Origin of the sequence: Pseudoduganella violacea (assembly GCF_014191875.1) — a bacterium.
Taxonomy (GTDB): Bacteria; Pseudomonadota; Gammaproteobacteria; order Burkholderiales; family Burkholderiaceae_D; genus Rugamonas; species Rugamonas violacea_A.
Genome location: NZ_JACHXD010000008.1, coordinates 1 through 25,252, shown reverse-complemented (window position 1 = coordinate 25,252; position 25,252 = coordinate 1). Strand labels below are relative to the sequence as shown.

At 62.9% G+C, this 25,252-nt stretch carries 16 protein-coding genes; 9 read left to right on the top strand and 7 right to left on the bottom strand.

All coding sequences use genetic code 11. The features are described from left to right. Window positions 1–64: 64 nt before the first annotated feature. Complete coding sequence (locus tag FHS03_RS14930; RefSeq protein ID WP_183441756.1) at window positions 65–2,359, top strand: PAS domain S-box protein; 2,295 nt, start codon at window positions 65–67, stop codon at window positions 2,357–2,359. Here the strand turns inward: FHS03_RS14930 and FHS03_RS14925 are convergent. From FHS03_RS14925 to FHS03_RS14915, 3 genes are read right to left on the bottom strand one after another with little or no spacing between them, the layout of a single operon-like run. Then, window positions 2,356–3,915 (bottom strand): chondroitinase-B domain-containing protein, encoded by a 1,560-nt coding sequence (locus FHS03_RS14925; protein WP_229426229.1) that lies wholly within the window; start codon window positions 3,913–3,915, stop codon window positions 2,356–2,358. The genes FHS03_RS14930 and FHS03_RS14925 overlap by 4 nt on opposite strands. After that, window positions 3,885–4,664: a YdcF family protein gene (locus FHS03_RS14920; protein ID WP_183441755.1), complete on the bottom strand. Its 780-nt coding sequence runs from the start codon at window positions 4,662–4,664 to the stop codon at window positions 3,885–3,887. The genes FHS03_RS14925 and FHS03_RS14920 overlap by 31 nt, the downstream gene beginning before the upstream one ends. A gap of 40 nt (window positions 4,665–4,704) precedes the next feature. After that, on the bottom strand, window positions 4,705–5,163 hold the full coding sequence (locus tag FHS03_RS14915; protein WP_183441754.1) for a hypothetical protein: 459 nt from the start codon (window positions 5,161–5,163) through the stop codon (window positions 4,705–4,707). 246 nt (window positions 5,164–5,409) lie between these two features. Between FHS03_RS14915 and FHS03_RS14910 the strand changes: the two genes are divergently transcribed. Next, entirely contained in the window at window positions 5,410–7,542 is a 2,133-nt protein-coding gene (locus FHS03_RS14910; RefSeq protein WP_183441753.1) for a hypothetical protein, read from the top strand. Between the two features lie 190 nt (window positions 7,543–7,732). Here the strand turns inward: FHS03_RS14910 and FHS03_RS14905 are convergent, their stop codons facing one another. The 4 genes from FHS03_RS14905 to FHS03_RS14890 form a co-directional block, all read right to left on the bottom strand. Continuing rightward, window positions 7,733–10,267: an ATP-binding protein gene (locus FHS03_RS14905; RefSeq protein ID WP_183441752.1), complete on the bottom strand. Its 2,535-nt coding sequence runs from the start codon at window positions 10,265–10,267 to the stop codon at window positions 7,733–7,735. Window positions 10,268–10,279: 12 nt separating this feature from the next. Next, the gene (locus FHS03_RS14900; RefSeq protein WP_183441751.1) at window positions 10,280–11,326 is read right to left on the bottom strand and encodes an ABC transporter substrate-binding protein; all 1,047 of its coding nucleotides are present in this window, start codon (window positions 11,324–11,326) and stop codon (window positions 10,280–10,282) included. Between the two features lie 18 nt (window positions 11,327–11,344). Beyond that, entirely contained in the window at window positions 11,345–13,012 is a 1,668-nt protein-coding gene (locus FHS03_RS14895; protein ID WP_183441750.1) for a response regulator, read from the bottom strand. Between the two features lie 99 nt (window positions 13,013–13,111). After that, complete coding sequence (locus tag FHS03_RS14890) at window positions 13,112–14,002, bottom strand: LysR family transcriptional regulator (RefSeq protein ID WP_183441749.1); 891 nt, start codon at window positions 14,000–14,002, stop codon at window positions 13,112–13,114. 96 nt (window positions 14,003–14,098) lie between these two features. Here FHS03_RS14890 and FHS03_RS14885 point away from each other — a divergent pair, with 96 nt between their 5' ends. From FHS03_RS14885 to FHS03_RS14855, 7 genes are all read left to right on the top strand, one after another. Then, complete coding sequence (locus FHS03_RS14885) at window positions 14,099–15,235, top strand: YeiH family protein (protein ID WP_183441748.1); 1,137 nt, start codon at window positions 14,099–14,101, stop codon at window positions 15,233–15,235. Between the two features lie 50 nt (window positions 15,236–15,285). Further along, the gene (locus FHS03_RS14880) at window positions 15,286–15,804 is read left to right on the top strand and encodes a transporter substrate-binding domain-containing protein (RefSeq protein WP_183441747.1); all 519 of its coding nucleotides are present in this window, start codon (window positions 15,286–15,288) and stop codon (window positions 15,802–15,804) included. Between the two features lie 11 nt (window positions 15,805–15,815). After that, on the top strand, window positions 15,816–16,685 hold the full coding sequence (locus tag FHS03_RS14875; RefSeq protein WP_183441746.1) for a hypothetical protein: 870 nt from the start codon (window positions 15,816–15,818) through the stop codon (window positions 16,683–16,685). A 199-nt stretch (window positions 16,686–16,884) separates the two neighbouring features. Further along, entirely contained in the window at window positions 16,885–18,930 is a 2,046-nt protein-coding gene (locus FHS03_RS14870) for a c-type cytochrome (protein ID WP_183441745.1), read from the top strand. Window positions 18,931–19,172: 242 nt separating this feature from the next. Then, the gene (locus FHS03_RS14865) at window positions 19,173–23,432 is read left to right on the top strand and encodes an RHS repeat-associated core domain-containing protein (protein ID WP_183441744.1); all 4,260 of its coding nucleotides are present in this window, start codon (window positions 19,173–19,175) and stop codon (window positions 23,430–23,432) included. Window positions 23,433–23,883: 451 nt separating this feature from the next. Then, on the top strand, window positions 23,884–24,258 hold the full coding sequence (locus FHS03_RS14860) for a hypothetical protein (RefSeq protein WP_183441743.1): 375 nt from the start codon (window positions 23,884–23,886) through the stop codon (window positions 24,256–24,258). A 2-nt stretch (window positions 24,259–24,260) separates the two neighbouring features. Next, on the top strand, window positions 24,261–24,641 hold the full coding sequence (locus tag FHS03_RS14855; protein ID WP_183441742.1) for a DUF4279 domain-containing protein: 381 nt from the start codon (window positions 24,261–24,263) through the stop codon (window positions 24,639–24,641). The last annotated feature ends 611 nt before the right edge of the window (window positions 24,642–25,252 follow it).

Below are 25,252 nucleotides of genomic sequence, written 5' to 3'. Positions count from 1 at the left end.
GTCCGCTTCCTTCTCGCAAGCCGCCTATAACGCAGGGCGCCGGCCGGGCTGCTGGGGAGACCATATGGCAGCCGAAGTGAATGCGCAAATTCTGGACGAGGCGCCGGGCGGGGTGATTGCCACCTGTTCGCGCGGCATGGTCAATTACTGGTCGCGCGGCGCCGAGGAAATCTACGGCTACCCGTCCGACGAGGCCCAGGGCCGCCACCTGCTCGATCTGATCGGCATGAGCGGGCAGAGCTGGCAAGACTTGCTGGCCGGCTTCTCGCCGGCCCAGCCCCAGGTCGACATCGAATGCCTGCGCCACCGCAAGGACGGCTCGCCGGTTTTCATCGATGCCAGTTGCAAGGCGATTTACGACGACCATACCAAGATCGAGCGCATCGTCTTCAGCCAGAAGGATGTGACGGCCGCGCGCACTTTGCGCGACGCCAAGCTGGCCGAAGGCCGTTACCGCGAGCTGCTCGAATCGCTGCCTGACGCGGTGGTGATGGCCAATGCCAGCGGCCGCGTGGTGCTGGTCAACAGCCAGGCCGAGAGCCTGTTCGGTTACGCGCCCGGCGAGCTGCGCGGCCTGTCAATCGAGATCCTGTTGCCGGAACGCTTCCGTCATGGCCATGTGATGCACCGCGCGAATTACTTCGTGCAGCCGCGCACGCGCACCATGGGCGCCGGCCTGGAGCTGTACGGCGTGCGCAAGAACCGCAGCGAGTTCCCCGTTGAAATCAGCTTGAGCATGATGGCCACCGAAGAAGGGCCGCTGGTGATGAGCGCGGTACGCGATATCAGCGACCGCAAGAAGGCTGAACAGAAATTCCGCGGCCTGCTCGAATCGGCGCCGGACGCGATGGTGATCGTCAACAGCCGCGGCGAGATCGTGCTGGTCAATTCGCAGACCGAGCAGCTGTTCGGCTACCCGCGCCAGGAGCTGCTGGGCAAGAAGGTCGAGGTATTGATCCCGGCCCGCTTCGCCACCCACCACCCGGGCGCGCGCGACGGCTTTTTCGGCCAGCCCAAGCCGCGCGCCATGGGTGCCGGCGTGGAACTGTATGGCCGCCGCCGCGACAGCAGCGAATTCCCGGTGGAGATCAGCCTGAGCCCGCTGGAGATGGAAGACGAGGTGCTGGTGTCGAGCGCCATCCGCGATATCAGCGGGCGCAAGCGCATCGAAAAGGCGCTGGAAGAACAGCGCCACGAGCTGGAACGCGCCAGCAAGGCCAAGGACCGCTTCCTGGCCAGCATGTCGCATGAACTGCGCACGCCGCTCAACGCCATCCTCGGCTTCGGCCAGCTCTTGAACAACGAGAGCTTGCCGGTGACGGAGGCGCAGCGGCGCAGTTTTTCCGGCAATATCGTGCAGGCCGGGCGCCACCTGCTCAATCTGATCAACGAAACCCTGGACCTGGCCAAGATCGAGTCGGGCGCCATCACGCTATCGATGGAGGCGGTCGGCCTGCACGAGCTGCTGCACGAGGCGCGCCATATGGTGGACGCCATGGCCGAGCGGCGCGGCATCCGCCTGATGCTGCCGGAGGCGTCGCCGCTGACGGTGCAGGCCGACCGCGTGCGCCTGCGCCAGATCGTGCTCAACCTGCTGTCGAATGCGATCAAGTACAACCGCCAGGGCGGCGCGGTGGTGGTCGATTTCGGCCAGCGCGACACGGGCCGCATCTGGCTCACGGTGCAGGACACCGGCCCCGGCCTGCGGCCCGAGCAGATCGCCGAGCTGTTCCAGCCCTTCAACCGCCTGGGCCAGGAGGGCGGGCCGGAAGAGGGCACCGGCATCGGCCTGGTCTTGAGCAAGCGCCTGGCCGAACTGATGGAAGGCAACATCGCCGTGGCCAGCATGCCGGGCGCCGGCTGCGCCTTCACAGTGGAATTGGCGGCGGCCGTGCCGCTGGCGGCGGACGAGGCGGAACCGGCGCTGGCGGCCGTGCCGGCGCCGCAGCGCCGGCCGCAGGACAAGCCGCTGCTGCTGTATGTGGAAGACAATCCGGCCAATCTGCGCCTGGTCAGCGACATCCTGTCGCTGCATATGGAAGTGGTGCTGCTGACGGCCGGCGACGGCGCGGCCGGCGTGGCGCTGGCGCGCGAATACCTGCCCGACCTGATCCTGATGGACATGAACCTGCCCGGCATGAGCGGGCGCGAGGCGCACAAGGTGCTCAGCGAAGACCCGGCCACGGCCGGCATTCCCGTGCTGGCGCTGTCGGCCAACGCCATGCGCCAGGATATCCAGGCGGCGCTGGACGCGGGCTTCTACCGCTACCTGACCAAGCCGATCGACATCGGCGAGTTTACGGCGGCGGTGCAGGCCGGCCTGTCCTGGGCCGCCGAGCAGCGCAGCCGGCGCGCCTAGGGCCGCAGGCAGGCGGCGAAATCCTCGAACGCGCCATAGGCTGGCTGGCTGGGACGCGGCGCGCCGCACAGCTCGGCCACCGGGCCGCTACGCGCATCTTCGCTGACCGCTGCGCGGCGCGGCGCCGGGCCGCGCCAGCGCAGGTCGAATGCGAGCGGCGCCCGGAACAGGGCGCGCAGCGGATGCGAGCCCAGATAGAGGCGGGTCACGCCGCTGTCCAGATTATCCTGCGCGCGCAAGAGGGCGCCGCCGCGCACGGCGATGCGGCCATCGACCAGATTGCCTTCGACGTCGGCGCTGGTTTCGGGAAAGCGCAGCGCGATGCCGCCCGTGTCGATCAGGGTGTTGTGGCGCAGCTGGCTGGTGGCGGCGCGGTTCAGGTAAATGCCTTCGTCGGAACACGCAGCGATCAGATTCGCTTGCAGCACGCCGCCATCCTGCTCGGTGATGCAGCGCTGGTCGCGGCAATACGGCGCGGCCGTGCCGCCGCCGCCGAGCGACAGGCCGACGCGCTGGCCCGGCTGGCCGCGCAGGCGCTGCTCGCAGATCACCACATTGCGCTCGAACACATTGCCGCTGCCGGCGCCCTTGGCGAAGCCGCCGTAACTGATCTGGTCGCCGCCACCCTTGATGAAGTCGCTGATCAGATTGGCGCGGATGGTCCAGTGGCTGGCCGCCACCAGGTCGACCGGCGTGACCGGGGTGCCGGTCTGGCGCACCGCCGTATTGCTCAGGGTATTGTGTTCGAGCAGGCCGTGGTCGGGCTGGACGCCGTGCTGGCCATTGATCTTGATATGCGAGTTGAAGTCGAGGATGGTGTTATTGCGCGCCGTGAAATGCTGGGCCGCGCCGGTGATGTGGAAGGCGTGCTCGCAATTCCCCTGCGCCGGGCAGACGCCTTGTATTTGCAGGTTCTCGAAGGTCCACCACGGCGCCGAGACCAGGAAGCCTTCGGCCATCGCCAGTTCCAGCAGTACGCTGCCGGCGCGCGCGGCGCGCAGCACGATGGGTTGCGCGCGCGTGCCGGGCCGGTCGACGGCGATATACGAACTGGCCAGGAAGCGGTAGCGGCCCGGCAGCACGGTGATGCGGTCGCCCGGCATGGCTTGGGCGATGGCCGCGCGCAGCGCGTCGGCCGAGGCGACCGTCACGTCACGAGCGCCAGCGGCAGGCGGCGCGCCGTTGGCCTTGGCGCCCCGGCCGGCCGTCTCGACAGCCGCGCTGGCGGCGACATCGCGCGCTGTAGATGGCCCCGCGTTGTGCGCGTCCTCGACCTGCGCGCCGATGCGCAGGCGCAGCGCGTCGGGCAGCGGCGGGTCGCCGCGGTCGAGGGTATGCAGAGTGGCAGCCATGGCGCGACCCATGCCGACGATCAGCGGATTGTGGCCGTCGGCGCGCTGTTCCAGATAGGGCGCCAGACGGCGCGGCGGAATGCCGCTGCGTTCCAGCCCATAGCTGGCCAGCGCGGCCAGCGCCGCCATGGCGGCCAGCAAGCCCGCCAGCCAGGGCGCGTAAGCGCGGGTTTTCACGCGCGCGCGGCGCGAAGCCAATACCATGCTAATCCCATCCATTCATAAGTGGCGTAATAAGAGCGCTGCAGCGCATTGGCGCTGGGCAGGAATTGCAGCGGCGTGAGCTGGCCCAGCGTTTCGAACATGGTGGGCGCGGCCACCACCTCGAAACCGGCCGCCTCGAAACAGGCTTGGGCGCGCGGCATGTGCATGGCATCCGTCACCAGCAGGACGCGGCGCACGTGGGCGGCGCGCAGCAGCGGCGCCGAGAACTGGGCGTTTTGCGCCGTGGTGGCCGAATCGGCCTCGATCCAGCGCACCGGGGTGCGGAAGTCTTCGCGCAGCGCGCGCGCCATGCTGAACGCCTTGGCTTCGACCTTGCCGCCGACCGTGGCGTTGCTGCCGCTGACCAGCAGCGGCAAGCCGGTTTCGTGCTGCAGGTGGGCGCCATAGCGCAGGCGGGCCAGGGCGATGCGGTCGGGGATGTCGCCGCCGTATTCGGGCGCGCGCTCGATGCGGCCGGCGGCCAGGATCACGATGGCCTGGGCGCCGCTGCGCTGGGCCGCGCCGGGTGGCAGGGCGCGCGTGCGGCTTTCCAGCGGCGCCGCCAGCAGCCGCGCGCCGGCGTCGGTGCACAGCAGCACCAGCACGCCGAGGGCGAGGCCGCTCACGCCCCGGCCCAGACGCGGCCAGCGCCGCGCCAGCAGCCAGCCCATGGCCATCAGCAGGAACAGGCTCATCGGCGGCAGCAGCACCACATGGCTAAGCACGGATATTGCGAAATCGGCAGTCATCGTTGCATTATCGCAATTCGCTACGGGCCGCGCCAGCCGTTTATTCCGCTAGGAGTTGTAAGCGGTTAACGCGGGCCGCCTTGTTGTAGACGATGTCGAGCAGCAGCGGCTGCGCGCGGCAGCGCAGGCGGTAACGGTATTGCCGGTCCTCCCCATCGACGGTGCGCGCCAACAGCTCCAATGTGACCGGAATACCACATTCGCGCAGGCGCGGCGCCAGATTTTGATCCACATCAGCCAGCACCGTGGTAGCGGCTTTCTCGGTGAAACGGTGGCCTTGCGGACGGCCTGCGGCGAGTTCGCCGAGCAGCGCCGCGACCTCCTGCGTGACGGCCGGTTCCTCGTCCGGAATGGGTTTGGCGGGAGCGGCGGAAGCCAGTGCTGGCGCGGCTTGCACGGCCGTGGCCGGCTCGCGCGCCATGCCGCAGGCGGGCAGGGTGGCGGCCAGCAAAACGGCGGCGGCCAGTGGGGACAGGCGACGGGAAATAGGCGATCTCATCCTAACCTCCAAAGAACTGGCATAACCAATCATATTAGCGCTTTGTCATGGCGAAGTCGCGGAAAGTGCAAAATGAGACAAAAAGTTTATATTGTTAAAAAAATGAACTATTTTGCAACGTTTGCTTTTCTGGCTATACTCGATTCACGTCGATTTGCCATTGGCCTCATCCCCGGAGTGGGGCCAGCTGGGACCGATGCTTCGCACCATTTTTATACGCATCCCACTTTCAGGAGAGATAAAAGCATGAAGCACACCTCGCGTACCATCCTTGCCTCCCTTATCGTCCTTGCCTACTCTGGCGTGGCCCATGCCGCCGCCAACCGGGTCGATAATCTGACCTTCTTCACCAGTACCAAGGCCGCATCGGCACAGGAAACCCTGCGCGAAAACGCCGAGCGTTTCGGCCTGCCCGCCAATCTGGACAACCTGGTGCTGGTACGCACCCAGGAATCGCTGACCGGCACCCACTATTACTACCAGCAGACCCTGCGCGGCCTGCCGGTGGACCGCGCCGAGATCGTCGTCTCGATCGGCAAGCGCGGCGAGCTGCTGAAGATTTTCAATGAAACCCGCCACATCTCGTCGACCGTGGACGCGGCCGCCGTCAACCAGCTGCACAATCAGCGCCAGATCAGCGACGAACAGGCGCTCGACAAAGGCTGGGCCAACCTGAAAGTGCAACATCCGCTGGTGGCGCTGCCAACGAGCGAGCTGGTGTGGGTGGCCACCAAGGGCGGCGTGCAACTGGCGCGCAAAGTGACCATCGAAGCGCAGATGCCGACCGGCGGCTTCGTGCAATACCTGAACGCCCATGACGGCAGCCTGATCGATTCCTACACCACCTCGCTGCCACGCAAGGGCGGTGAACGCACGCTGGCCGCGCGCGGCGAAGTCAGCGGTGCCACCCTGGACCGCGGCGCCGCCACCCAAGCCTTCAAGGCCGCCCAGCAAAACCGCGCCACCGCGCGCGCCGTCACCGCCAATGCGACCGTGGCCGCCTCGGGCATCGATGGCAGCGGCCTGGTCTTCGATCCGGACCCGCGCACCGCGCTCAATAACGATACGCTGAGCGACAGCTCGCCGGCCACCGCCTTCGATCCGGCCTATGTCACCAAGCCACTGAAAGACCTGACCGTGACCGGCGGCGTCTACAAGCTGAGCGGCCCGTACGTCAACCTGAAGGATATTGAAGCGCCGGCCACCGGCCCCAGCACCACCACCAATGGCGTGTGGACGGCCAAGCGCGGCAACAATGCTTTCGACGACACCAACGTCTACTTCCACCTGGACCAGAACCAGCGCTACATCCAGTCGCTCGGCTTCACCGGCACCAAGTCCATCATCAACCGTCCGCTCGACGTCGACACCGACGGCTTGAACGGCGACGATAATTCCCACTACAGCTACGGCGGCGGCAGCGATTACCTGGCCTTCGGCCACGGCTGCGTCAACGACAGCGAAGACGCCGACGTCATCCTGCACGAATACGGCCACGCCATCCACCGCAACATCAACAACAACTGGAGCGGCGGCGACACCGGCGCCATGGGTGAAGGCTTCGGCGACTACTGGGCCGGTTCCTATTCGCTGAGCACCGCCAACGGCCAGACCTACCATCCGGAGTGGGCCTTCAGCTGGGACGGCCACAACGCTTGCTGGGGCGGCCGCGCGCTGAACCGCACCGACGCCAAGTACAACGCCTCGCGCACCTATGGCGCCCACAGCTCGGTCACCGAAGCCGGCGTCACCTTCCAATCCGACGAACTGTGGTCCTCGCCGCTGTACGCCGCTGCCCAAGCCCTGCTGGCCGCCGGCAAACCGCGCGCCAACATCGACAAGATCATCCTGGAAGCCCACTTCGGTCTCGGCTCCGGCGTGAAAATGCCGGCCATGGCGACGGCCATCGTCAACGCCGCCAAGGCCCTGTACCCGGCCGACCTGAGCTACGCCAGCACCTTCCAGGCCAAGTTCGAAGCGCAGAACATCCTGAGCGTGGTGGTGCCGCCGGGTCCGGTGATCAGCGAAACGGAAAGCAATAACACCATTGCCACCGCCAACCCGGTCACGCAAACCAACACCACCGTGAACGGCAATATCGGCAGCAACACCGACGCCGACTACTTCGCCATCACGGTCCCGGCCGGCAAGACCCTGAAAGCCGTGCTGACGCCGAACGCCACGTCCGACTACGACCTGGAGCTGTACAACGCGGCCGGCACCAAGCTGACTTCGAGCACCGCCGGCACGGGTGCGGTGGACACCGTGACCCGCGCCAACAGCACCAGCGCGGCCGTCACCTTCTACGCCAAAGTGGTCTACTACAGCGGCGGCACCGGCGCCACCAGCGGCAAATACACCCTGGTCACGACCTGGTAATCCCGGCTCAAGCAGCCCCAACGGCGGCCCTTCGGGGCCGCCGTTTTCCTTTGATCCAGCGCAAACAATGTCCACCCTGGTGTCAGGCACCACGGTCGGACATTGTTTGCGCTGGATCAAAGAATGTCCGGTTCCCGTGCCTGACACCAGGGTGGACATTGTTTGATTTAACGCAAAGCCTGGGGGCGGTTCAGGCGGTGCTGGGGTGGGTGGCGCTGATCTTGCTGAGGACTTCGCGCAGTTCGCGCAGTTTGGGGGGCTTGCTGAGCACGTAGTCGACGTTGACGGGGTTGGCGTCGCTGTCGGGAATCAGGCGCTGGCCCCAGCCGGTCAGCAGCAGGACCGGGGTGGCGGGCGCCAGGGTCTTGATGGCTTCGGCGACGCGGCGGCCGTCGACATAGGGCATGCCGAGGTCGGTGATCACGAGGGCGAAGGGGGCCTCGCTGCCTTGCGCCGCGGTAAACAGCTCGATGCCTTTCTGGCCGCCGTCGGCCGCCACCACGTCGTGGCCGTCGCGCAGCAGGATGTCGCGCACCGAGGCCAGCACGGTGGGGTCGTCGTCAACCACGAGGATGCGGAAGCGCGGCGGCACGCTGTCGGGATCGGCCACCACCGGCGCCGGCGGCGCAACGGCGGGACTGCGGAAGCTGATGCGCACCGTGGTGCCGCGCTGCGGCGCCGATTCTATGGTGATCTTGCCGCCGTGGCGCTCGACCATGCCGTAGACGCCGGCCAGACCCAGGCCGGTGCCGCGGTCGCCCTTGGTGGTGAAGAAGGGTTCCAGGCAGCGCCGCTGCGTCGCTTCGTCCATGCCGATGCCGGTGTCGCTGACTTCGAGCAGCACCTGGCCGCTGTCCTGGCCGGGCGCCGCGGCCACGCTGCGCGTGCGCAGGGTCAGGGTGCCGCCTTCGGGCATGGCGTCGACGGCGTTGAAGATCAGATTGGTCAGCGCTTCGCGGATTTCGCCGTCCACGCCGAGAATGGCGGGCAAGTCCGTTTCCAGCTCCTTGCGCATCTCGATCACCACGCCGCGTTGCTGCGGCATATCGCTCCAGCGCGCGCGCGTCAGGTCCACCACATGCGGGACCAGGGTGTTGACATTGACCGTGCTCAGGCTCAGTTGCGGCTCGCGCTGGCGGTAGAACTCGCGCATGCGCGCCACGGTGGCGGCCACGTCGTCGATGGCGCGTTCGATGATCTGCAGGCAGTTGCGGCCATTGGGCGAGAGGTTGCGCTCGGTTTCCAGCAGCGATTCGGTGTACAGCGCCACCGGCGAGATGGCGTTGTTGATGTCGTGGGCGATGCCGCTGGCCATCTGGCCCAGGGCGCGCAGCCTTTCCTGCTGCGTGACCGATTGCTGGGTCCGGCGCAAATCGTCATAGGTTTTTTGCAGATCGCTATAGAGCTGGGCCTGCTTGGCGGCCAGCCCGACGTGTTCGCTGAGCTGGCGCAGGAATTCGCATTCGCCGCTGCTGAAGCTGTGCACCGCGTGGCGCGCCACGATCAGCACGCCGAACACGGTATTGTCGACCAGCAGCGGGGCCAGCACCAGCGAGGACAGCGCGCCCTGCGCCAGGCGTTTGGGGAAGGGGAAGGTGGCGTTGGTGATGTCGGGTTCGTACACCAGTTCGCCGCGCAGACAGCGCGACAAGCCGTTTTCATCGATGGGCACGTGGCTGGTTTCGGTCATCGCCAGGCTCAGGGACAGCGCCTCGCTGCGCAAGCCGACGCTGCTGACGATCAGCTCGCGCTTTTCCTTGTCGTACAGGCAGACGCAGCCGAAGTCGGCCGGCAACTGGTCTTCCAGGCTGCGCACCAGCACCTGGAAGATGCTGCGCAAATCCTGCCGCTCGCCGATCGAGCGCGTGATCTGGTGCAGCAGGTTGAGGCGCACCAGCTGGGCCGTGACCTTTTGCTCGGCCTGGCGCCGCACGCCGGCCTCGGCCTGCAGGGCGGCATTGGCCTGGGCCAGGTCGTCGCGCGAGACCGTGGTCTGGCGCAGCTTTTCCGTCATGCCGTCGAAGGCGCGCGCCAGGTCGCCGATTTCGTCGTCGGTGGTCACGCCCAGCGTGAAGTCGAGCTGGCCGGCGCCGACCACGATGGTGCCCTGGCGTAGCCGCTCGAGCGGCTTGGCCACGCTGCGGATGGTCATCACGATGCTGCCGACCACGATGGCCGAGAGCAGGCCGCCAAAGGCCAGGGTGACGATATTGGCCGCCTGCTGCGCCGCCAGCACGCCCTGGCGGCTGCGCTCGGCCAGTTCCTCGGCGTCGGCGATCATATTCTGGGTCTTGTTGGCGATCTGGCCGTGCACGCGCGACTCCAGCTCGCCCAGCACGTCGCGCCGCTCGGGCGCGCCCTGCAGCTCGCGCTGGATGCTGAGCAGCTCGTCGAAATGGTGGGCCACGCCCTCGAGCTGGCCTTCCAGGCCGCGCTGGATGGCCAGCTCGGCGCCGTCGTCGAACACATGGGTGGTCTCCAGCTCTTGCTGCAGCGACTCCTTGCGCAAGCGCCATTGGGCATGGGTGCGGCTTTCATGGCGCAGCGCATATTCCAGCGACAGGTAGCGCAGCGACGTCACCGCCTGCAGGACGCTGCCGGCCGCCTCGTTCTTGCGCAGCTCATGGCGCATCTGCAAGGTGGTGGCCACCAGCATGGCGCCGATGATCAGGGCCACGGCCAGGCACAGCAGTTCGGCCAGCTTGAGTCGGGTGGTGATCTTCACGGCGCCCGTCCGCTAGTGGATGATGGAGACGTTGCCCGGTTTTACCTCCACCATGCCGTCCAGATAGATATGGTCGAGGTAATTGGGGATGTCGCTGCGGTTGCTGAATTTGTTCTTGATGGCCCAGCGCGACTCGTCTTCCAGCGCCAGGATCAAACCCTGGTCGAGGTCGATGCCGAAGCGGTAGGCCGGCCAGGCGGCGCGCAGCTCGGCCTCGCTGGTCTTGACCGAGGGCGCGACCAGATGGCTCGCTTCGGCCACCTGTTCGCTGCAAAAGCGCGCGCCCTCGGCCAGCGCGCGCAGCAGCCGCGTCACCGTGCGCGGATGCTCGGTGACGAAGGCGCGCATGCCGGCGATATTGTAAATGCTCTCATACACCTCGTCGCCGTAGAAGGTGACGGCGTTGCCGCCCTGGCTGGCGGCATTTTGCTTGAGGAAGGGTTCCCAGCCGGCGATGGCGTCGACCTCGCCCTTGTCCAGGGCCGCGCCGAGCTCCTCGGGCCGGTAATTGACCATGGTCACTTCACTGGAACGCAGGCGCTGGCGGTTGAGGAAGACGTCGAGCGTGAAATGGCCCGAGGTGCCCAGGGTGACGCCGATGCGCTTGCCTTTCAGGCTGACCGGACTGAGCACGGCGTGGTCCTTGCGGCCGACGATGCCGTGGTCTTTCTCGGTGCGGAAAATGGTGGTGACGATGGAAATCGGCTGCTCGTTGAGAATGGCCAGGGCCAGCGCCAGATCGGCCACGGTGGCGAAGTCGGCGCGGCCCTGCAGCACGGCGTTGAGCGAAGCCTTGCCGCTGGAGTGGGACTGCACCTGGGCCTGGATGCCCTGGGCCGCGAAATAGCCGCGGTCGCGCGCGGCAATCACGGGGCAGGCGCCGATGTACTCGGTATTGGTGGCGATGATGAGCTTTTCCAGCGGCCCGGCCGGCGCCGTGGCCGGCGTGCTGCGCTTGCCCCAGACATAGGCGGCCAACAACAGGCCGAGCACGCAGGCCAGGCCGATGGCGAGCAGGGTTTCGCGGCGAATCAGGCGTTGCGACGGTGTGCTGCTCATTCATCCTCCGGGAAAGGCTTAATGCGGTTGGCCGAGGGCTTCTGTCTGGCGGCGCAGGGCGGACGGGGCGAGTGCATCGTCCAGCGCCCGGTTGAACAGGTCGATATCGAGCGGCTTGGTGAGATAGCGGAAGAAATCGCTCGCTTCGCTGCGCGCGATATCGGTACTCATCGCATTGGCGGTGACGGCGATGACGCGGATGCCGGCCGTCTGCGGATCGGCGCGCAGGCGGGCCAGCGCTTCGTAGCCGTCCATGCCGGGCAGGTGCAAGTCCATCAGGATCACCGCCGGCCGGTGGTGGCGCGCCAGTTCCAGGCCGCGCTGGCCATCGGTGGCGAACAGCAATTCGAGGTCGCCGCGGATGCGGATCAATTCGGTGACCAGTTTCAGGTTGGTGGTATTGTCTTCCACATACAGCACGGTGCGCAGCGTTGGCGCCGGCGCCGCGGGCGGCGCCGTGGCGGGAACACTGGCGGCACTCGGCGGCGGCGCGGCGCCGACGTCCGCCTCGCCGCCCTGCAGCGCCACCTCGATCCAGAAGGTGCTGCCGACGCCGACCGTGCTGTCCACGCCCATCTGCGCCTGCATGGCTTCCACCACGCGCTTGCTCAGGGCCAGGCCCAGGCCCGTGCCTTCCTCGCTGTTGTCGGCGCGGCCCAGGCGGTTGAAGGGTTGGAAGATGGCGCCGAGCTGTTCTTCCGACAGGCCGGGGCCGGTGTCGCTGACGGCGATGCGCAGCCGGTCCTTGGCGCGCGGCGTGCATTCGACGAAGACGCTGCCGTGCTCGCGGTTGTATTTGATGGCGTTGGAGAGCAGGTTCAGCAGCACTTGCTTGACGCGCGTGCGGTCCGCCTGCAGTTGCAGGCCGGCCGGCGCCGGGAAGTTCAGCTGCACGCCGCGCTGCTGCGCCAGCGGCGCCACCATGGTGTGGCATTCGAGGAAGACTTGGTCCAGCGGCACCGCTTCCAGCGCCATGCTCAGGGTGCCCGATTCGATCTTGGCCAGGTCGAGGATTTCATTGATCAGGGTCAGCAGATGACGGCCCGACTGCACGATATGGCCGGCGAATTTCTGCTTTTCCTGCGGCGTGGCGGGCAGCGCGTCGGAGGCGAGGATTTGCGCGAAGCCGAGGATGCCATTGAGCGGCGTGCGCAGTTCGTGGCTCATATTCGACAGGAAGACCGACTTTTCCAGATTGGCGCGTTCGGCTTCGCGCCGCGCCAGGTCGAGATGCCGGTTGGCCGCCGCCAGTTCCTCGGCATGCTGGCGCAGCTGGTGCTCCAGATGCGCGTTGGCCAGGCGCAGGTCGCGCGTTTCCAGCGCCCGCGCCAGCACCGGCAGCAGGGCGGACGCCTTGAACGGCTTGATGATGTAGTCGAGGGCGCCGACCTTCATCGCTTTCACGGCCGATGCGATGCTGCCTTCGCCGGTCATGATGACGCAAGCGAGTTCGGGGTCGAGTTGGCGCGCCGCTTCCACCAGGGCGATGCCGTCGATGCCGGGCATCATCAAGTCCGACAGCAGCAGGTCGAAGCTTTCCCTGCGCAGGCGGGTCAGGGCCGCTTCGCCGGAAGCGAAGCCGGTGGTGTCGTAGCCGTGTTCGCGCAGGATATCGCACAGTGCCCCCATGTGCGCCGTCTGATCGTCGACGATCAGAATACGGGGACGCAATCCGGGTTGTATCATGCAATCTCCTTGCAAGGTAGAACTCCCTACATGATTATGCCGAAGCGAATGCGCGAGATTCTCACCAATACTATCAGTTTGTGCCGAAAACAGACGCCCTCATAGCGGTGGTGCGCGGCAAGCGTCCAGCACCGCTTCGAGCGAGCGCGAGAGGCTCTTGCCGCGCTGGCGTATCAGGTAGAACTGGCGCCGCAGCGGCGGCAGGTCGGCATGCAATTCCACCAGCCGGCCCAGGGCCAGCAGGTCGGCGACCACCAGGCGCGGCAGGCAGGCCAGGCCCAGGCCGGCCGCCGCCGCATGCTTGATCGCTTCCGAGTTGCCGAATTGCGCGGCCGCGCGCAGATGGTGCAAGTGCGGCAGCAGCAGGCTGTCGACGGCGTCGGCCGTGCCCGAGCCCGCTTCGCGCAGCAGCCAGCCCGCCTGTTCCAGCGCCGCCACCGGCGCCTTGCCGTCGCGCAGACGGCGCGTGATCGGGTGGCGCGGCGCGCACACGATGATCAATTCATCTTCCTGCCACGGTTCGACCAGCAGCTCCGGCTCGCGGCACGGGCCTTCGATCAGGCCGAAGTCGGCCTGATAGGCTGCCACGGCGGCGGCGGCCGCCATGCTGTTTTCGATGCGCACGGAGGGCAGGGCGCTGGCGCCCTCGGCCTGCATGCGCGCCAGGATGGGCGGCAGCAGATAAATGCCGATGGTGGTGCTGGCGGCGATGCGCACCGTGCCGCCATGGGCGTGCTGGAACTGGCCTTCGATCTGCAGGGCGGCGTCGAGCATCTGGCGCGCCTGCGGCAGCAGTTGGCGGCCGCTGTCGTTCAGCAGCAGTTTCTTGCCGACGCGGTCGAACAGTTGCACGCGTAGTTGGCGTTCCAATTCGTTCAAGGCCGCGCTGGCGGCCGATTGCGACAGCGCGACCGCATCGGCCCCGGCCGCCGTGCTGCCGCTGTCGGCCACAGCCACGAAGACCTGCAATTGCTTGAGGGAGAGACGCATAAGCTGTTTTTTAACTTGAAAATAGAAAAATAATTCGTTTCTCAGATTGATGCAAGCTTCCTATCATTCCAGTATCTGATTCACCAAGGAAAGATTATGAAGCCGCAACACTCGCCCCCAGCCGCAGCATCCCCTCTTGGCCAGCGGGCCGCACCGCGCCAGTCGGACGCTGCGGGGCCGGCTCTCAGCACAGTCTGGACGGCGTGGGTGGGTGCTGTGCTGCCCGGCGTGCTGCTGTCGGCGGCGCTGGGCGGGCTGGCGATGGGGCTGGGCCAGTTGGACTGGTTGGCACAGCATGGTTTTTCGGCGCTGACCCTGGCCATCTGCCTCGGTATCGTGCTCGGCAATACCGCCGGCCGCCATCTGCAGGGCAAAGCCCAGCCTGGCATCGTCTTCAGCAAGGGCATGCTGCTGCGGGCCGGCATCGTGCTGTATGGTTTCCGCCTGACCTTGCAGGATATCGCCCAGATCGGCTGGCCCGGCGTGCTCAGCGATGCGCTGGTGCTGTGCTCGACCTTCGCGCTGGCGCTGCTGCTGGGCCGCCGCCTGTTCGGCCTGGAACGCAACACGGCCATGCTGATCGGCGCGGGCAGTTCGATCTGCGGCGCGGCCGCCGTGCTGGCCACCCAGCCGGTGCTGAAGGCGAAAGCGGAGCAGGTCACGGTCGCCGTCTCCACCGTGGTGCTGTTCGGCACCGTCACCATCTTCCTCTATCCCTGGCTGTACCAGCAGCAGCTGCATTGGCTGCCGTCCAGCGCCGCCGGATTCGGCGTGTACGCTGGGTCGACCATCCATGAAGTGGCGCAGGTGGTGGCCGCCGCCCGCGCCATCAGTCCGGAAACCGCCGATCTGGCCGTGATCGCCAAGATGGTGCGCGTGATGATGCTGGCGCCTTTCCTGCTGGCCCTGTCTTTCTGGCTGGGCCGCCGCGGCGCGGCGCGTGGCGCGCAAGGGGCGGACACGCCAGTCATCACCGTGCCCTGGTTTGCCTTCGTCTTTGTGGCGGCCACGGCGCTGAACTCGGCCGGCATCCTGCCCGCCGCCCTGGTGCAAGCCCTGTTGGCGGCCGATACGCTGCTGCTGGCCGCCGCCATGGCCGCCCTGGGACTGAGCACGCATTTGAGCGCCGTGCGCCAGGCGGGCTGGCGTCCGCTGCTGCTGGCCGGTCTGTTGTTTATCTGGCTGATCGGCGGGGGTGCCGTACTCAACCGGGTCGCGCTGTTGTTGAACTAAGTGCTGTCGTAGCGGTATGCTAGTTTCTGCCCGCTTAGCGCATCCCGCCCATGAAAATTCGCCGCCTGCTGCTTGTTCTTGCCGCCGTCCTGGCCTTGCCGGCGGCCCCGGCGGCGGAAGTACGCCTGATCGCCGGCACCATTCCCGGCTTCTGCGAAGCGAAAGGCGAGGGCGTCGGCGGCGCCAGTTGCGCCCTGGTGGCGGAAATGGCGCGCCGCATGCACTATCCGCACAAGATCGAGTTGATGCCCTTTATCCGGGCGCTGGAAACCGTGCGTCTGGGCAGCAATGTGATCATGCCGCTGGGGCGCAGCAAGGCGCGCGAAAAGAATGCGCAATGGCGGGTGGTGCTGCTGGAAGACGAGTTCGTGCTGATCACGCAAAAACATCCCGAAGAAGTCATCGACAGCCTGGGCGCGGTGCGCGACAAGGCGGTCGGCGCCATGCGCGGCGGCATAGCGGTGGAAATCGCCCATGCAGATCCGCTCCGCCACCTCCAGCCAACCGGTAAAGATGGCTATACTTTAAGGCCGCCGCCGCGCTGCGCGCGTGCGCGCAACTACCGATAAGGGAGGCAGGTATGCAGGGCTTAAACATCGCCATTTATGCTGAAGGCTGCATGTACCCATCCGCCACTTACCCAGTGAGCGAAACGATAGGCGTCGTTCAGCAGTCAGGTTTTACCACCGTCATTCTCAGCCTGTTCCACATCGGACGCGACTACGACGTCTCCCCGCTGCAACGCCTGGGTGATTTGTATTTCAACACGACCTTGGTGTTTTCGCAGGGAGAATATGTGGGCGACGCCGCCTGGCCCAGTTTGATCGCCTCGCTGCCGAGCGGCAGCGTTGCAAAGGTATGCGCCTCCATCGGTGGTGGCGGCGTCATGGACTTCCAGACGCTGAAAAAAATCTATGAGGCAAACGGCAATTCCTTCGAGCAGACCAACCTGGCTGCCAATCTGGCTGCGCTGCGCCGCTATCTGCCTGCCATCAGCATCATCGACCTCGATTGCGAGGAAACCTACGATTCGCCCTCATTTATTGCGTTCTGCCAGCTGCTGGCCAGCATTGGCTTCGGCATCACTTTTTGTCCTTACATCAAGGCGACATTCTGGACCGGGGCGCTCGCCGCCCTAAATGCGTCGAATCCTGGCGCCCTGAAATGGTTTAACTTGCAGTGCTACGACGGCGGTGGGGAAAATCAGCCTGGTCCATGGGCCGCCGCAATCAAGCAGGCATGCCCATCGTTTCCAACGGATGGCTTTTTGATCACGGGCGACTGGACGGAAGACAGTCCGCAACAGGTGGGCCAATTGATGGCCCGCTGCCGGCAAGACCCTTCAGTGGGCGGCGGCTTTCTCTGGACGCTGGATTCCTTGATAAACGGACAAAATGACGGGCTGGTGAAACAATACGCCGACGCCATCGCCGGTATTTCCTATAGGTAAAATTACCTATACCACCTGCAATTTCTTCCGATTTCAGAGATGGAGCAGACTGCGTAAACTTGCCCTGGATCCACAAAGGGTAATTATGAACATCGCATCTGTAGTTGAAACCGGTTTACGCCGCTCCCTCCGTCCCTTCCTTAAACGCTTATGCGCACCGATCCCCGAGCGGAACCGATCAGGCGGCGCAATCCAGTGGATGGCCACCGCTGTTGTCTTAAGTGCCACGTTCTTCGGCACTAGCGCGCAGGCAGCGGCGCCATCATTATCGCAGGCTGTGGTTTCTCCCGACACAAAAGCCAGCCTGGTCAAGCGTGGCGAATATGTCGCCCGGCTTGGCGATTGCGTTGCCTGCCATACCAGTCCGAAAGGCGCGCCCATGGCGGGCGGCCTGGAGCTGAAAACGCCATTCGGCACCATCTACAGTACCAATATCACGCCCGATCCGAAAACCGGGATCGGCAAATACAGCTTCGAACAGTTCGACCGCGCCATGCGCAAGGGCGTGGCGGCCGACGGCCACAATCTGTATCCGGCCATGCCTTACCCGTCCTACGCCAAGATGACGAAGGACGATATGCAGGCGCTGTTCGCCTACCTGAACGCTGGCGTTGCCCCGGTCGTGCAGCCGAACCGCGCCAGCGATATGAAATTCCCCTTCAATATGCGCTGGGGTCTGGGCCTGTGGAATGCGGTCTTCCTCGACGACAAACCGTTCCAGCCCGATACCAAGAAATCGGCCGAATTCAACCGCGGCGCCTACATCGCCCAAGGCCTGGGACATTGCGGTTCCTGCCATACGCCGCGCGGCATGGCCTTCCAGGAAAAAACCATGGGCCACCTTGGCGGCAATGGCGATAAATACCTGGCCGGCTTCACCTTCGACGCCTGGCATGCAGTCAATCTGCGCAGCCTGTGGACGCCGGCCGATATCGTCAGCCTGCTGAAAACCGGGCGCAGCCAATATGGCACCGCCGCCGGCAGCATGACCGAGGTCATCACCCACAGCACCCAGCACTTTACCGACGGCGACCTCGCGGCACTGGCGGCATATCTGCACGCGCTGCCGACCGACGACAAAAACCGCGTGGCCCGCAAACAGGCGCCCGCGCCGGTCGCCGCCACCGACAAGGCCATGTACAACAGCCGTGGCGGTCTTGGCTACGTGCAGTTCTGCGCCACCTGCCACCGGCGCGACGGCCGTGGCGTCGGCGAGATATTCCCCACGTTGGCGGGCAATGATTCCGTGCAGTCCAAAGATCCGACCACGGTGATCCACATCGCGCTTAGCGGCTGGCAATCGGCGGTGACGCAGACCTCGCCGCGCTCGTTCGGCATGCCTTCCTATGCGACGCTGTCGGACAATGAGCTGTCCGAGATCCTGACTTTCGTCCGCACCCAGTGGGGCAATCGCGGCGAGCCGGTGACGCCCAAACAGATCGCCAAGGTGCGTGAAGAGCTGAAATTGCAGCAACTGGCCGGCAGCGACACCAAGACCCCGCGCTTCGCCGCGCTGCTCAAGGAGCAGAACGCGCCGCAACTAGTGCAGGGCATGCGCCTGATGACCGAAACCCGGCAATTGCTGCCCAAGCACGTCGGCAACGATATCAACTGCAGCAGCTGCCACCTGAACGGTGGCACGGTGGCCAAAGGTTCGCCTTTCCTCGGCGTCTCGGCCTTCTTCCCGGCGGAAGCGCCGCGCGCGGGCCGGGTCATCAACTTGGCCGAGCGGATCAATGGCTGCTTCAAGCGTTCGATGAACGGTTCGCCGCTGCCTCTGGAGGGTGTCGAGATGAAGGCGATGGTGGCCTATATGGACTGGATGAAGGGCGAATATCGTCCGGGCGACAAGGTGCCAGGACGTGGCGTGGCGATGATCGACCGCAGCATCGTGCCGAATCCGGAAAACGGCAAGAAGATCTATAGCGAGCATTGCGCGGTTTGCCATGGCGCCAATGGCGAAGGCATCGCCGATGCCAATAAAACGCCCGTCTTCCCGCCGCTGTGGGGCGACCGCTCGTTCAATATCGGCGCCGGCATGGCCCGGACTTACACGGCCGCCGGCTTCGTCAAGGCCAATATGGTGATGGGCCACGGCCAGAAGTTCCCGCTGGGCCAAGGCAATCTGAGCGACCAGGAGGCGGTCGACGTGGCGGAATACTTCAGCCACATGCCGCGCCCGGACTTCCCTGAAAAAGTGAAGGACTGGCCGAAAGGCGGCAAGCCGAAAGACGCGCGCTACTAATCATCAGGTGCCGCGCCAACGCCGCCGGATTCCCGCACTGTTTTATGCGTGTGGGTCCGGCGGCGATTTTATGGCAAGGGAACGCCGTTCTAAGTGCTGTGTGGCAACCATACTATTTTGTTGATACTAAGAAACGCCTTTAGGTACAAGGAAAAATGCTCAGGTATGAAATAAAATGATTCAGGGCTACGCTTGTTGCAATGATTTTATATTTAATGAATTGCCAACATGGCGGAGTTTAAATGAGCAGAATCAAACGCAAGATAGCGCTGGCACTTGGTTTTTTGGGGGCGAGTTCGGCTTTTGCCCAGAAGGCGGTTGAATACCCAGAAATGCCTCGTGAGTATATTCACGGCACAGCGGATTGTTACGGCAAACTATCCGCTCGTTGCGGTTGGGGAGATTTAGGCCAACCCCGCGAGGAGCGCGGAGAAGGATCCGGTGGAAGCCGCGGCGGCGGCAGCGGCGGCGGCACCAGTCCGGCGCCAGATCGTGGTCCGGCTCCTGCGAATACCGAGACACCTCCCACGAAAGACAACTCCAATAAGGACGTCTGCGGCGGCTCGACCAAAAATCCAGTCATCATCGCTACCGGCGAAAAATACAAGGACGAACTGGATTTCTTCGGACGCGGTGAATATGGCCTCAGTATGGAGCGTACATATCGCAGCAAACACGCGACGGGCCGTTTCTTCGGCCCTAACTGGCTGTCCAATCTCGATATGCCGCGCGTTCGCATTACCGACCCGACCTGCACGATGAACCCATCGGGCCAATGCATACCGCGCGGGGTAACCATCACGCACCCCAGCGGCGAAGCGCATGTCTATACCCTGACGAATTCCTTCAGCAAAGCGCTGGTGCCGGAAGGTTTTAGCGAAGATGCCAAACGCGCCAGCGCGAAAAGAACGCGGCGGTCGGCGCCTGCGGCTACGGCCGGAGAACCATTCGATTACCTTTACCTGTCCGGTGCCGCGGCATCGACCGGCCATTTGGTCCATGAGGCGAACGGTGGCTGGGTTCTGGGACTGGAAGGCGTCACCTACAGCTTCGACCAGTACGGCTACATCGAGGCGATTTCGCGTGCCTCCGGGTCCTCGGTGATGTACAGCTACATTGGCACCTCCGACCGCGTTGCGAGCATCAGCAACAGCAACGGGCAGTCGATTGCTTTCACCTGGGGCGCCAACAACCGGGTAGCGACGGCGAAAGACCCAGCGGGCAATATCTGGACTTATGGCTATAACGCGAACGGCATGCTGAACCGGGTTACATCCCCCGGTAGTGGCGCAAATCAGGATATACGCGAATACCATTACGAGAACAGCGACCCGACATTACTGACGGGTATTTCGATCAACGGCGTCCGTTACAGCACTTACGAGTATTACGGCGACCGTCGCGTCAGTAGAAGCGCGCTGGCGGGCCTGGAGGAGAACGAAACCTTCAGCTATGGCGCGAACCAGACCACGGTAACGGACGTGGCGCGCGGTCAGACTACGACCTACAACTTCACGCCAATTCAGGGCGAGCTCAAGGTCACGTCGATTTCGCGTGCCGGCACCAGTACCTGTTCCGGCGCCAGCGCGTTCACCTCTTATGACAGCAATGGCTATATTGACTACACGCAAGACTGGAAGGGCAACCGCACCGACTATAGCTATGATGGTGGTGGCCGCCTGCAGCAAGTGACGACGGCAGCCGGTACGCCGGCGGCGCTAACCACGGCCCACGCCTGGAGCGGCAATCAGATTATTCAGACCGATTACCGCGATGCCTACAACAATACGTATCTGCGCGCGAAGTACACCTATGCACCTGTCACCGGCCTGGATTCGGGCAATCTGACCAGCGAAACCTGGGACGATCTGAAAACCGGCAAGCAGAAATCGATCAGCTACGGCTATAGCTACTACAGCAACGGCACGATCAGATCCAAAACGGTGACGCAGGCATTGCCCCAGGGCGCTGCGACCAGCACAGTCAATTACGACACGGCCGGCAATATCGTGCAGCGTATCAATGCGCTGGGTCATACGGAAAACTGGGCGCAATTCAACGGCCTGGGTCTGCCGCAGAAATATACGGATGCCAGCGGTGTCGACACCAATATGACGTATGACGAGAAAGGCAATCTGCTGACCACCAGCACGACCTTGACGAACGGCTGGCGCGTCACTTCGCGCAGCTACAACCACAATCGTCAACTGAGCGATATCAACTTTGCCGACGGCTCGGCCAAACGCTTCCGTTACAAGGACAGCGGACGGCTGTATATGCTGGGTGACAAACAGTCGAACTTTGAACGTATCGATATCAATGTTGGCGGCAATTCGGTAACGCAAAGTTCCGGCCGCCACGTTCCGAACAGCGGCACGCCGACCAGCCCCAGCGCTGCCAGCGACTTTACCCGTACCACGCAGCTCGACAGCTTGGGCCGACCCTACACGGAGCAGGGCAATAACGGCCAGGCTGTGCAGTACCGTTACGACAATAACGGCAATCTGGTCTCGCGCAGCGATGCGTTGGGTCACACCACAAGTTTTGAATACGATGCGCAAAACCGCCTCATCAAGACGACGGCGCCCGACAATGGCATAACACAGAACGTGTACGACAGCGAAGGCCATCTGCAATACGTGATCGACCCGCGTGGCCTGCGCACCACCTATACCTACAACGGCTTTGGCGATGTCACCAGCATCAACAGCCCCGATACCGGCCTGACCAGCTATGAGTACGATGCAGCGGGCTGGCTGTCGCGCGAAAGCAGGGCGGATGGCAAGTCCTTGAACTATGCCTGGGATAAGCTCGGCCGCCGTACTGTTCGCAGCGGCTCCGGGATGGCGGAGGTATTCACTTACGACCAGGGTAACTGGGCGAAGGGACGTTTGACCAACATCGCCGATGCCACCGGCAATACCGGCTTCGAATACAACCCCGCTGGTGAGTTGATCAAGCAAGTCAACACGGTGTACGGCCACGTCTTTACCACCGTGTGGAACTATGACAATAGCGGCTTGCTGCGCTCGCTGACCTACCCGAACGGCAACCGCCTGGACTACAACTACGATGCGAACGGCAAACTGGCCGATATCCGCCTGGGCGCTGCCGTAGTAGCCAACAGCTTCCTGTACCAGCCAGCGAGCGGCCAGATGTATGCCTGGCGCTTCGGCAACGGCCTGTCACGCCTGCTGACTCTGGACAACGACGGCCGTACTGCGCAGTTGGCGGGCGCCTCGTCGGCTACAACCGTGCACAAGCTGGACTTCGCCTACTACACCGACGACACGGTGAAAAACCTGAGCAACGGCGTATATCCCGCGCTCACAGCCAATTTCGGCTATGACACGACGGGACGCCTCACAGCCGCCAGCCAAACCGGCGATGTACAGCTGTTTTCCTGGGATGCCGTGGGTAACCGCACTGGGCACAACCGGCAAAATGTCGGTTATGTATTCACGGCGGACAATGACAGCAACCAGTTGGTCAGCTGGAACGGCGGCGGAAAATATCGAAACTTTGGCTATGATGCAGTCGGTAACCTCAGTTCGGAAAGCCGCAACGACGGTAGCCGTAGCTATACCTACGATGGTTTTAACCGTCTAGCGACTGTCAGCATCAACGGCAGCCAGGTTGGCGATTACCGCTACAACGCTTTTGGCCAACGTGCGCTAAAGATAGCCTCGGGCAGAACCACAATCTTCATCTATGGCCCACAAGGCGAACTGCTTGCAGAAACCGATACTAGCCAGCACAAGAACTTTGCCTGGCTGAGCGGGGAGCTGCTGGGTGTACTACATCAGGGCAGTTTCTATGCCAGCCACAACGACCAAGTGGGCCGACCCGAAGTACTGACGGCGCCGAATGGCACGGTGGCTTGGCGTGCCGTGAATACGGCCTTTGACCGGACGTTGGCTGCAGATGCCGTGGGTGGGATGAATATTGGCTTCCCAGGGCAGTATTATGACGAGGAAACGGGGATGTGGCAAAATTGGCATCGATTTTATGATGCATCCTTGGGGCGATACATTCAATCTGATCCAGCAGGTCTAAATGCCGGAGTAAACACATATCTTTATGCTGACGGAAATCCGGTTACCAATGCCGACCCGACAGGATTGTTTAATCCTGCCAAAGGAGTGTCGGCGCTGGGCAACACCGTAATCGCTGGCGTCTCTGCAGGATCAGGTGGCGTAAAGCTTGCAATTGCTATTGGTCTTTCTCCGGCGGCGGCTACTGGTGTGGGAGCCTTGCCTTCTGTAACCCTTGCTGCTTGGGGAACATGGAATCTGAAGTCATCTTCAGCTGCATGGAAGCGTGCTCGTCAACAGTGGAAAGAGGCCGGGTGCGAAAAAAAATCTGATGCAACTTGGAAAAACCTTATGGGAATGCTCCCTGGAGGAACGCACTACGATGATCCTGACGAGTTCAACGGGCCTATTGACTATATTCAGAGCCGAGGAGTTTGGCAGTTCATCAAAGAATCTGGATATTTCTGACTATTTATGATGGTAACTATATTTCAAATCCTTTTTTTTCTTGCCTGCATAACTATATTTTTATTTATTATAGTATATGCAACATGGGTTTTAATGTATCGTTTGAAAAAAGGTGAATCTAAACGTCTGGCATTTTCAGAATGGATTCGCAATCTTTTTGAGGCATTTTGGGGTTTGTAATAGGTAATTATCCTAAAGAAGCGCTGATTTAATCACCGGTTCTTTCCCGCAACTCGATGACAAGATGCCACAATGGCGGTTCCGTAATCGCGAGACCTGATCATGCAATCGAGCTTTTCCCTAGGTGGCCTAATCTTGGGGGGAGTTCGCATGTATGGCTGAAGCACGTTAATTTCTAGTATAAGCCGGGCCAGAGCGCCGTACGAGCCGGGCCCGGCCGATGAAGTGGCCGTGATCAGCGAGGCTGGTCAAAGGAAATCTTAAAAGTATTTTGTGCGTCGCACAAAATGTCTACGATGCGAACGGCAAACTGGCCGATATTCGCCTGGGTGCGGCGGTGGTGGCCAACAGTTTCCTGTACCAGCCCGCCAGCGGCAAGCTCTACGCTTGGCGCTTCGGCAATGGTTTGTCTCGCCTGTTGACCTTGGACAACGACGGCCGTATTGCGCAGTTGGCCGGCGGCACGGCGGCCTCGACCGCGCATAAGCTGGACTTCGCCTACTACGCCGACGACACCGTGAAAAGCCTGGCAAACGGTATATATTCAGCCTTCTCTACCGACTTCTCATATGACGCGGCAAGCCAGCTAACGCCCGCTTTCCAGCCTGGCGATCAGCAGCACTTTATGAACACAATGGGATTGTAAGTATGGACCATATAATTAAAGTTTGTTTCGTTCTGATCGGAACAGAAATGTTGCCAGCAGAAATTTCTCAAAAAACCGGAATTTCGCCAAGTCGAGAGTTCCGTCGCGGCGAAAGAAATGCAGCAAAGGATTTACCTAGGCAAAATATCTGGGCATTAGATTCGGACCTGGAGTCTGATGAAGTTCTCGAGCATTGGAACAAGCTTAAGCCGGTACTGAATGGGGCGCGCGACACGATCAGAGAAATAGCAAAAAGTGGGGCGGCAAAATTTACCGTTGTAATCGAAAGTCAACACAGGCTACCTTCGATAATCATTCCCTCGTCAATGGCGGAATTTGCTGGCTTCGTAAATGCAGTGATCGACATCGATCACCTACAGTGACACCGCTCCTGCAGTTGCAGATAGTCCCTCGTTACGGGCTATCTGCCTGGTCAAGTAAAAGAAGCCGTCCCACACCCGCTGCTCCGCGCGCGGGATCCGGGTACGGCTGCTGACTATTTACACCTGGAACTTGAAGGCAATGCGGTGCACCTTCATCTTGAGGATTTCGAGAGACCAACGTGCTATCAATGGTATGGGAATGTACGGTTAGGCACAAATAATGATTACGCCATTCCCAGTTGTATTAAAAATCAAAGTGATGCTCGTGGTCATGCTAGTCATGTTATACCCGGCATCTGTGGCTGCTGGCGCTCCTAAGGATCAACCCGTTCCCAAGGTTCCGATAACGTGCCTACTTGTCGAGAATGCATCGATTTTTATTCAACGTGTTGAAGAGGCGCCATATGGTCGGGCCAATGTGGGTCACCAGATCAGTACAGGTACTCGGATGGTGTTGGCTATCCGAGCGTGGGAAGACTTGAGCGATTCGGACTCGTCGCAATTATGGAAAGCTACGGAAGCGCTGATCAATTCACCCTTTTAGCGAGATTGGTGCGCAAAAAAGGTGGAACTATGAGCCGATCAAGCATATTTCCGTTCGATTTGACGCG

Bases quoted from the DNA above. Each gene is read 5' to 3' on its own strand.
- FHS03_RS14930 (WP_183441756.1), top strand. From the start codon at position 65: ATGGCAGCCGAAGTGAATGCGCAAATTCTGGACGAGGCGCCGGGCGGG.
- FHS03_RS14925 (WP_229426229.1), bottom strand. From the start codon at position 3,915: ATGGTATTGGCTTCGCGCCGCGCGCGCGTGAAAACCCGCGCTTACGCG.
- FHS03_RS14920 (WP_183441755.1), bottom strand. From the start codon at position 4,664: ATGACTGCCGATTTCGCAATATCCGTGCTTAGCCATGTGGTGCTGCTG.
- FHS03_RS14915 (WP_183441754.1), bottom strand. From the start codon at position 5,163: ATGAGATCGCCTATTTCCCGTCGCCTGTCCCCACTGGCCGCCGCCGTT.
- FHS03_RS14910 (WP_183441753.1), top strand. From the start codon at position 5,410: ATGAAGCACACCTCGCGTACCATCCTTGCCTCCCTTATCGTCCTTGCC.
- FHS03_RS14900 (WP_183441751.1), bottom strand. From the start codon at position 11,326: ATGAGCAGCACACCGTCGCAACGCCTGATTCGCCGCGAAACCCTGCTC.
- FHS03_RS14895 (WP_183441750.1), bottom strand. From the start codon at position 13,012: ATGATACAACCCGGATTGCGTCCCCGTATTCTGATCGTCGACGATCAG.
- FHS03_RS14890 (WP_183441749.1), bottom strand. From the start codon at position 14,002: ATGCGTCTCTCCCTCAAGCAATTGCAGGTCTTCGTGGCTGTGGCCGAC.
- FHS03_RS14885 (WP_183441748.1), top strand. From the start codon at position 14,099: ATGAAGCCGCAACACTCGCCCCCAGCCGCAGCATCCCCTCTTGGCCAG.
- FHS03_RS14880 (WP_183441747.1), top strand. From the start codon at position 15,286: ATGAAAATTCGCCGCCTGCTGCTTGTTCTTGCCGCCGTCCTGGCCTTG.
- FHS03_RS14875 (WP_183441746.1), top strand. From the start codon at position 15,816: ATGCAGGGCTTAAACATCGCCATTTATGCTGAAGGCTGCATGTACCCA.
- FHS03_RS14870 (WP_183441745.1), top strand. From the start codon at position 16,885: ATGGCCACCGCTGTTGTCTTAAGTGCCACGTTCTTCGGCACTAGCGCG.
- FHS03_RS14865 (WP_183441744.1), top strand. From the start codon at position 19,173: ATGAGCAGAATCAAACGCAAGATAGCGCTGGCACTTGGTTTTTTGGGG.
- FHS03_RS14855 (WP_183441742.1), top strand. From the start codon at position 24,261: ATGGACCATATAATTAAAGTTTGTTTCGTTCTGATCGGAACAGAAATG.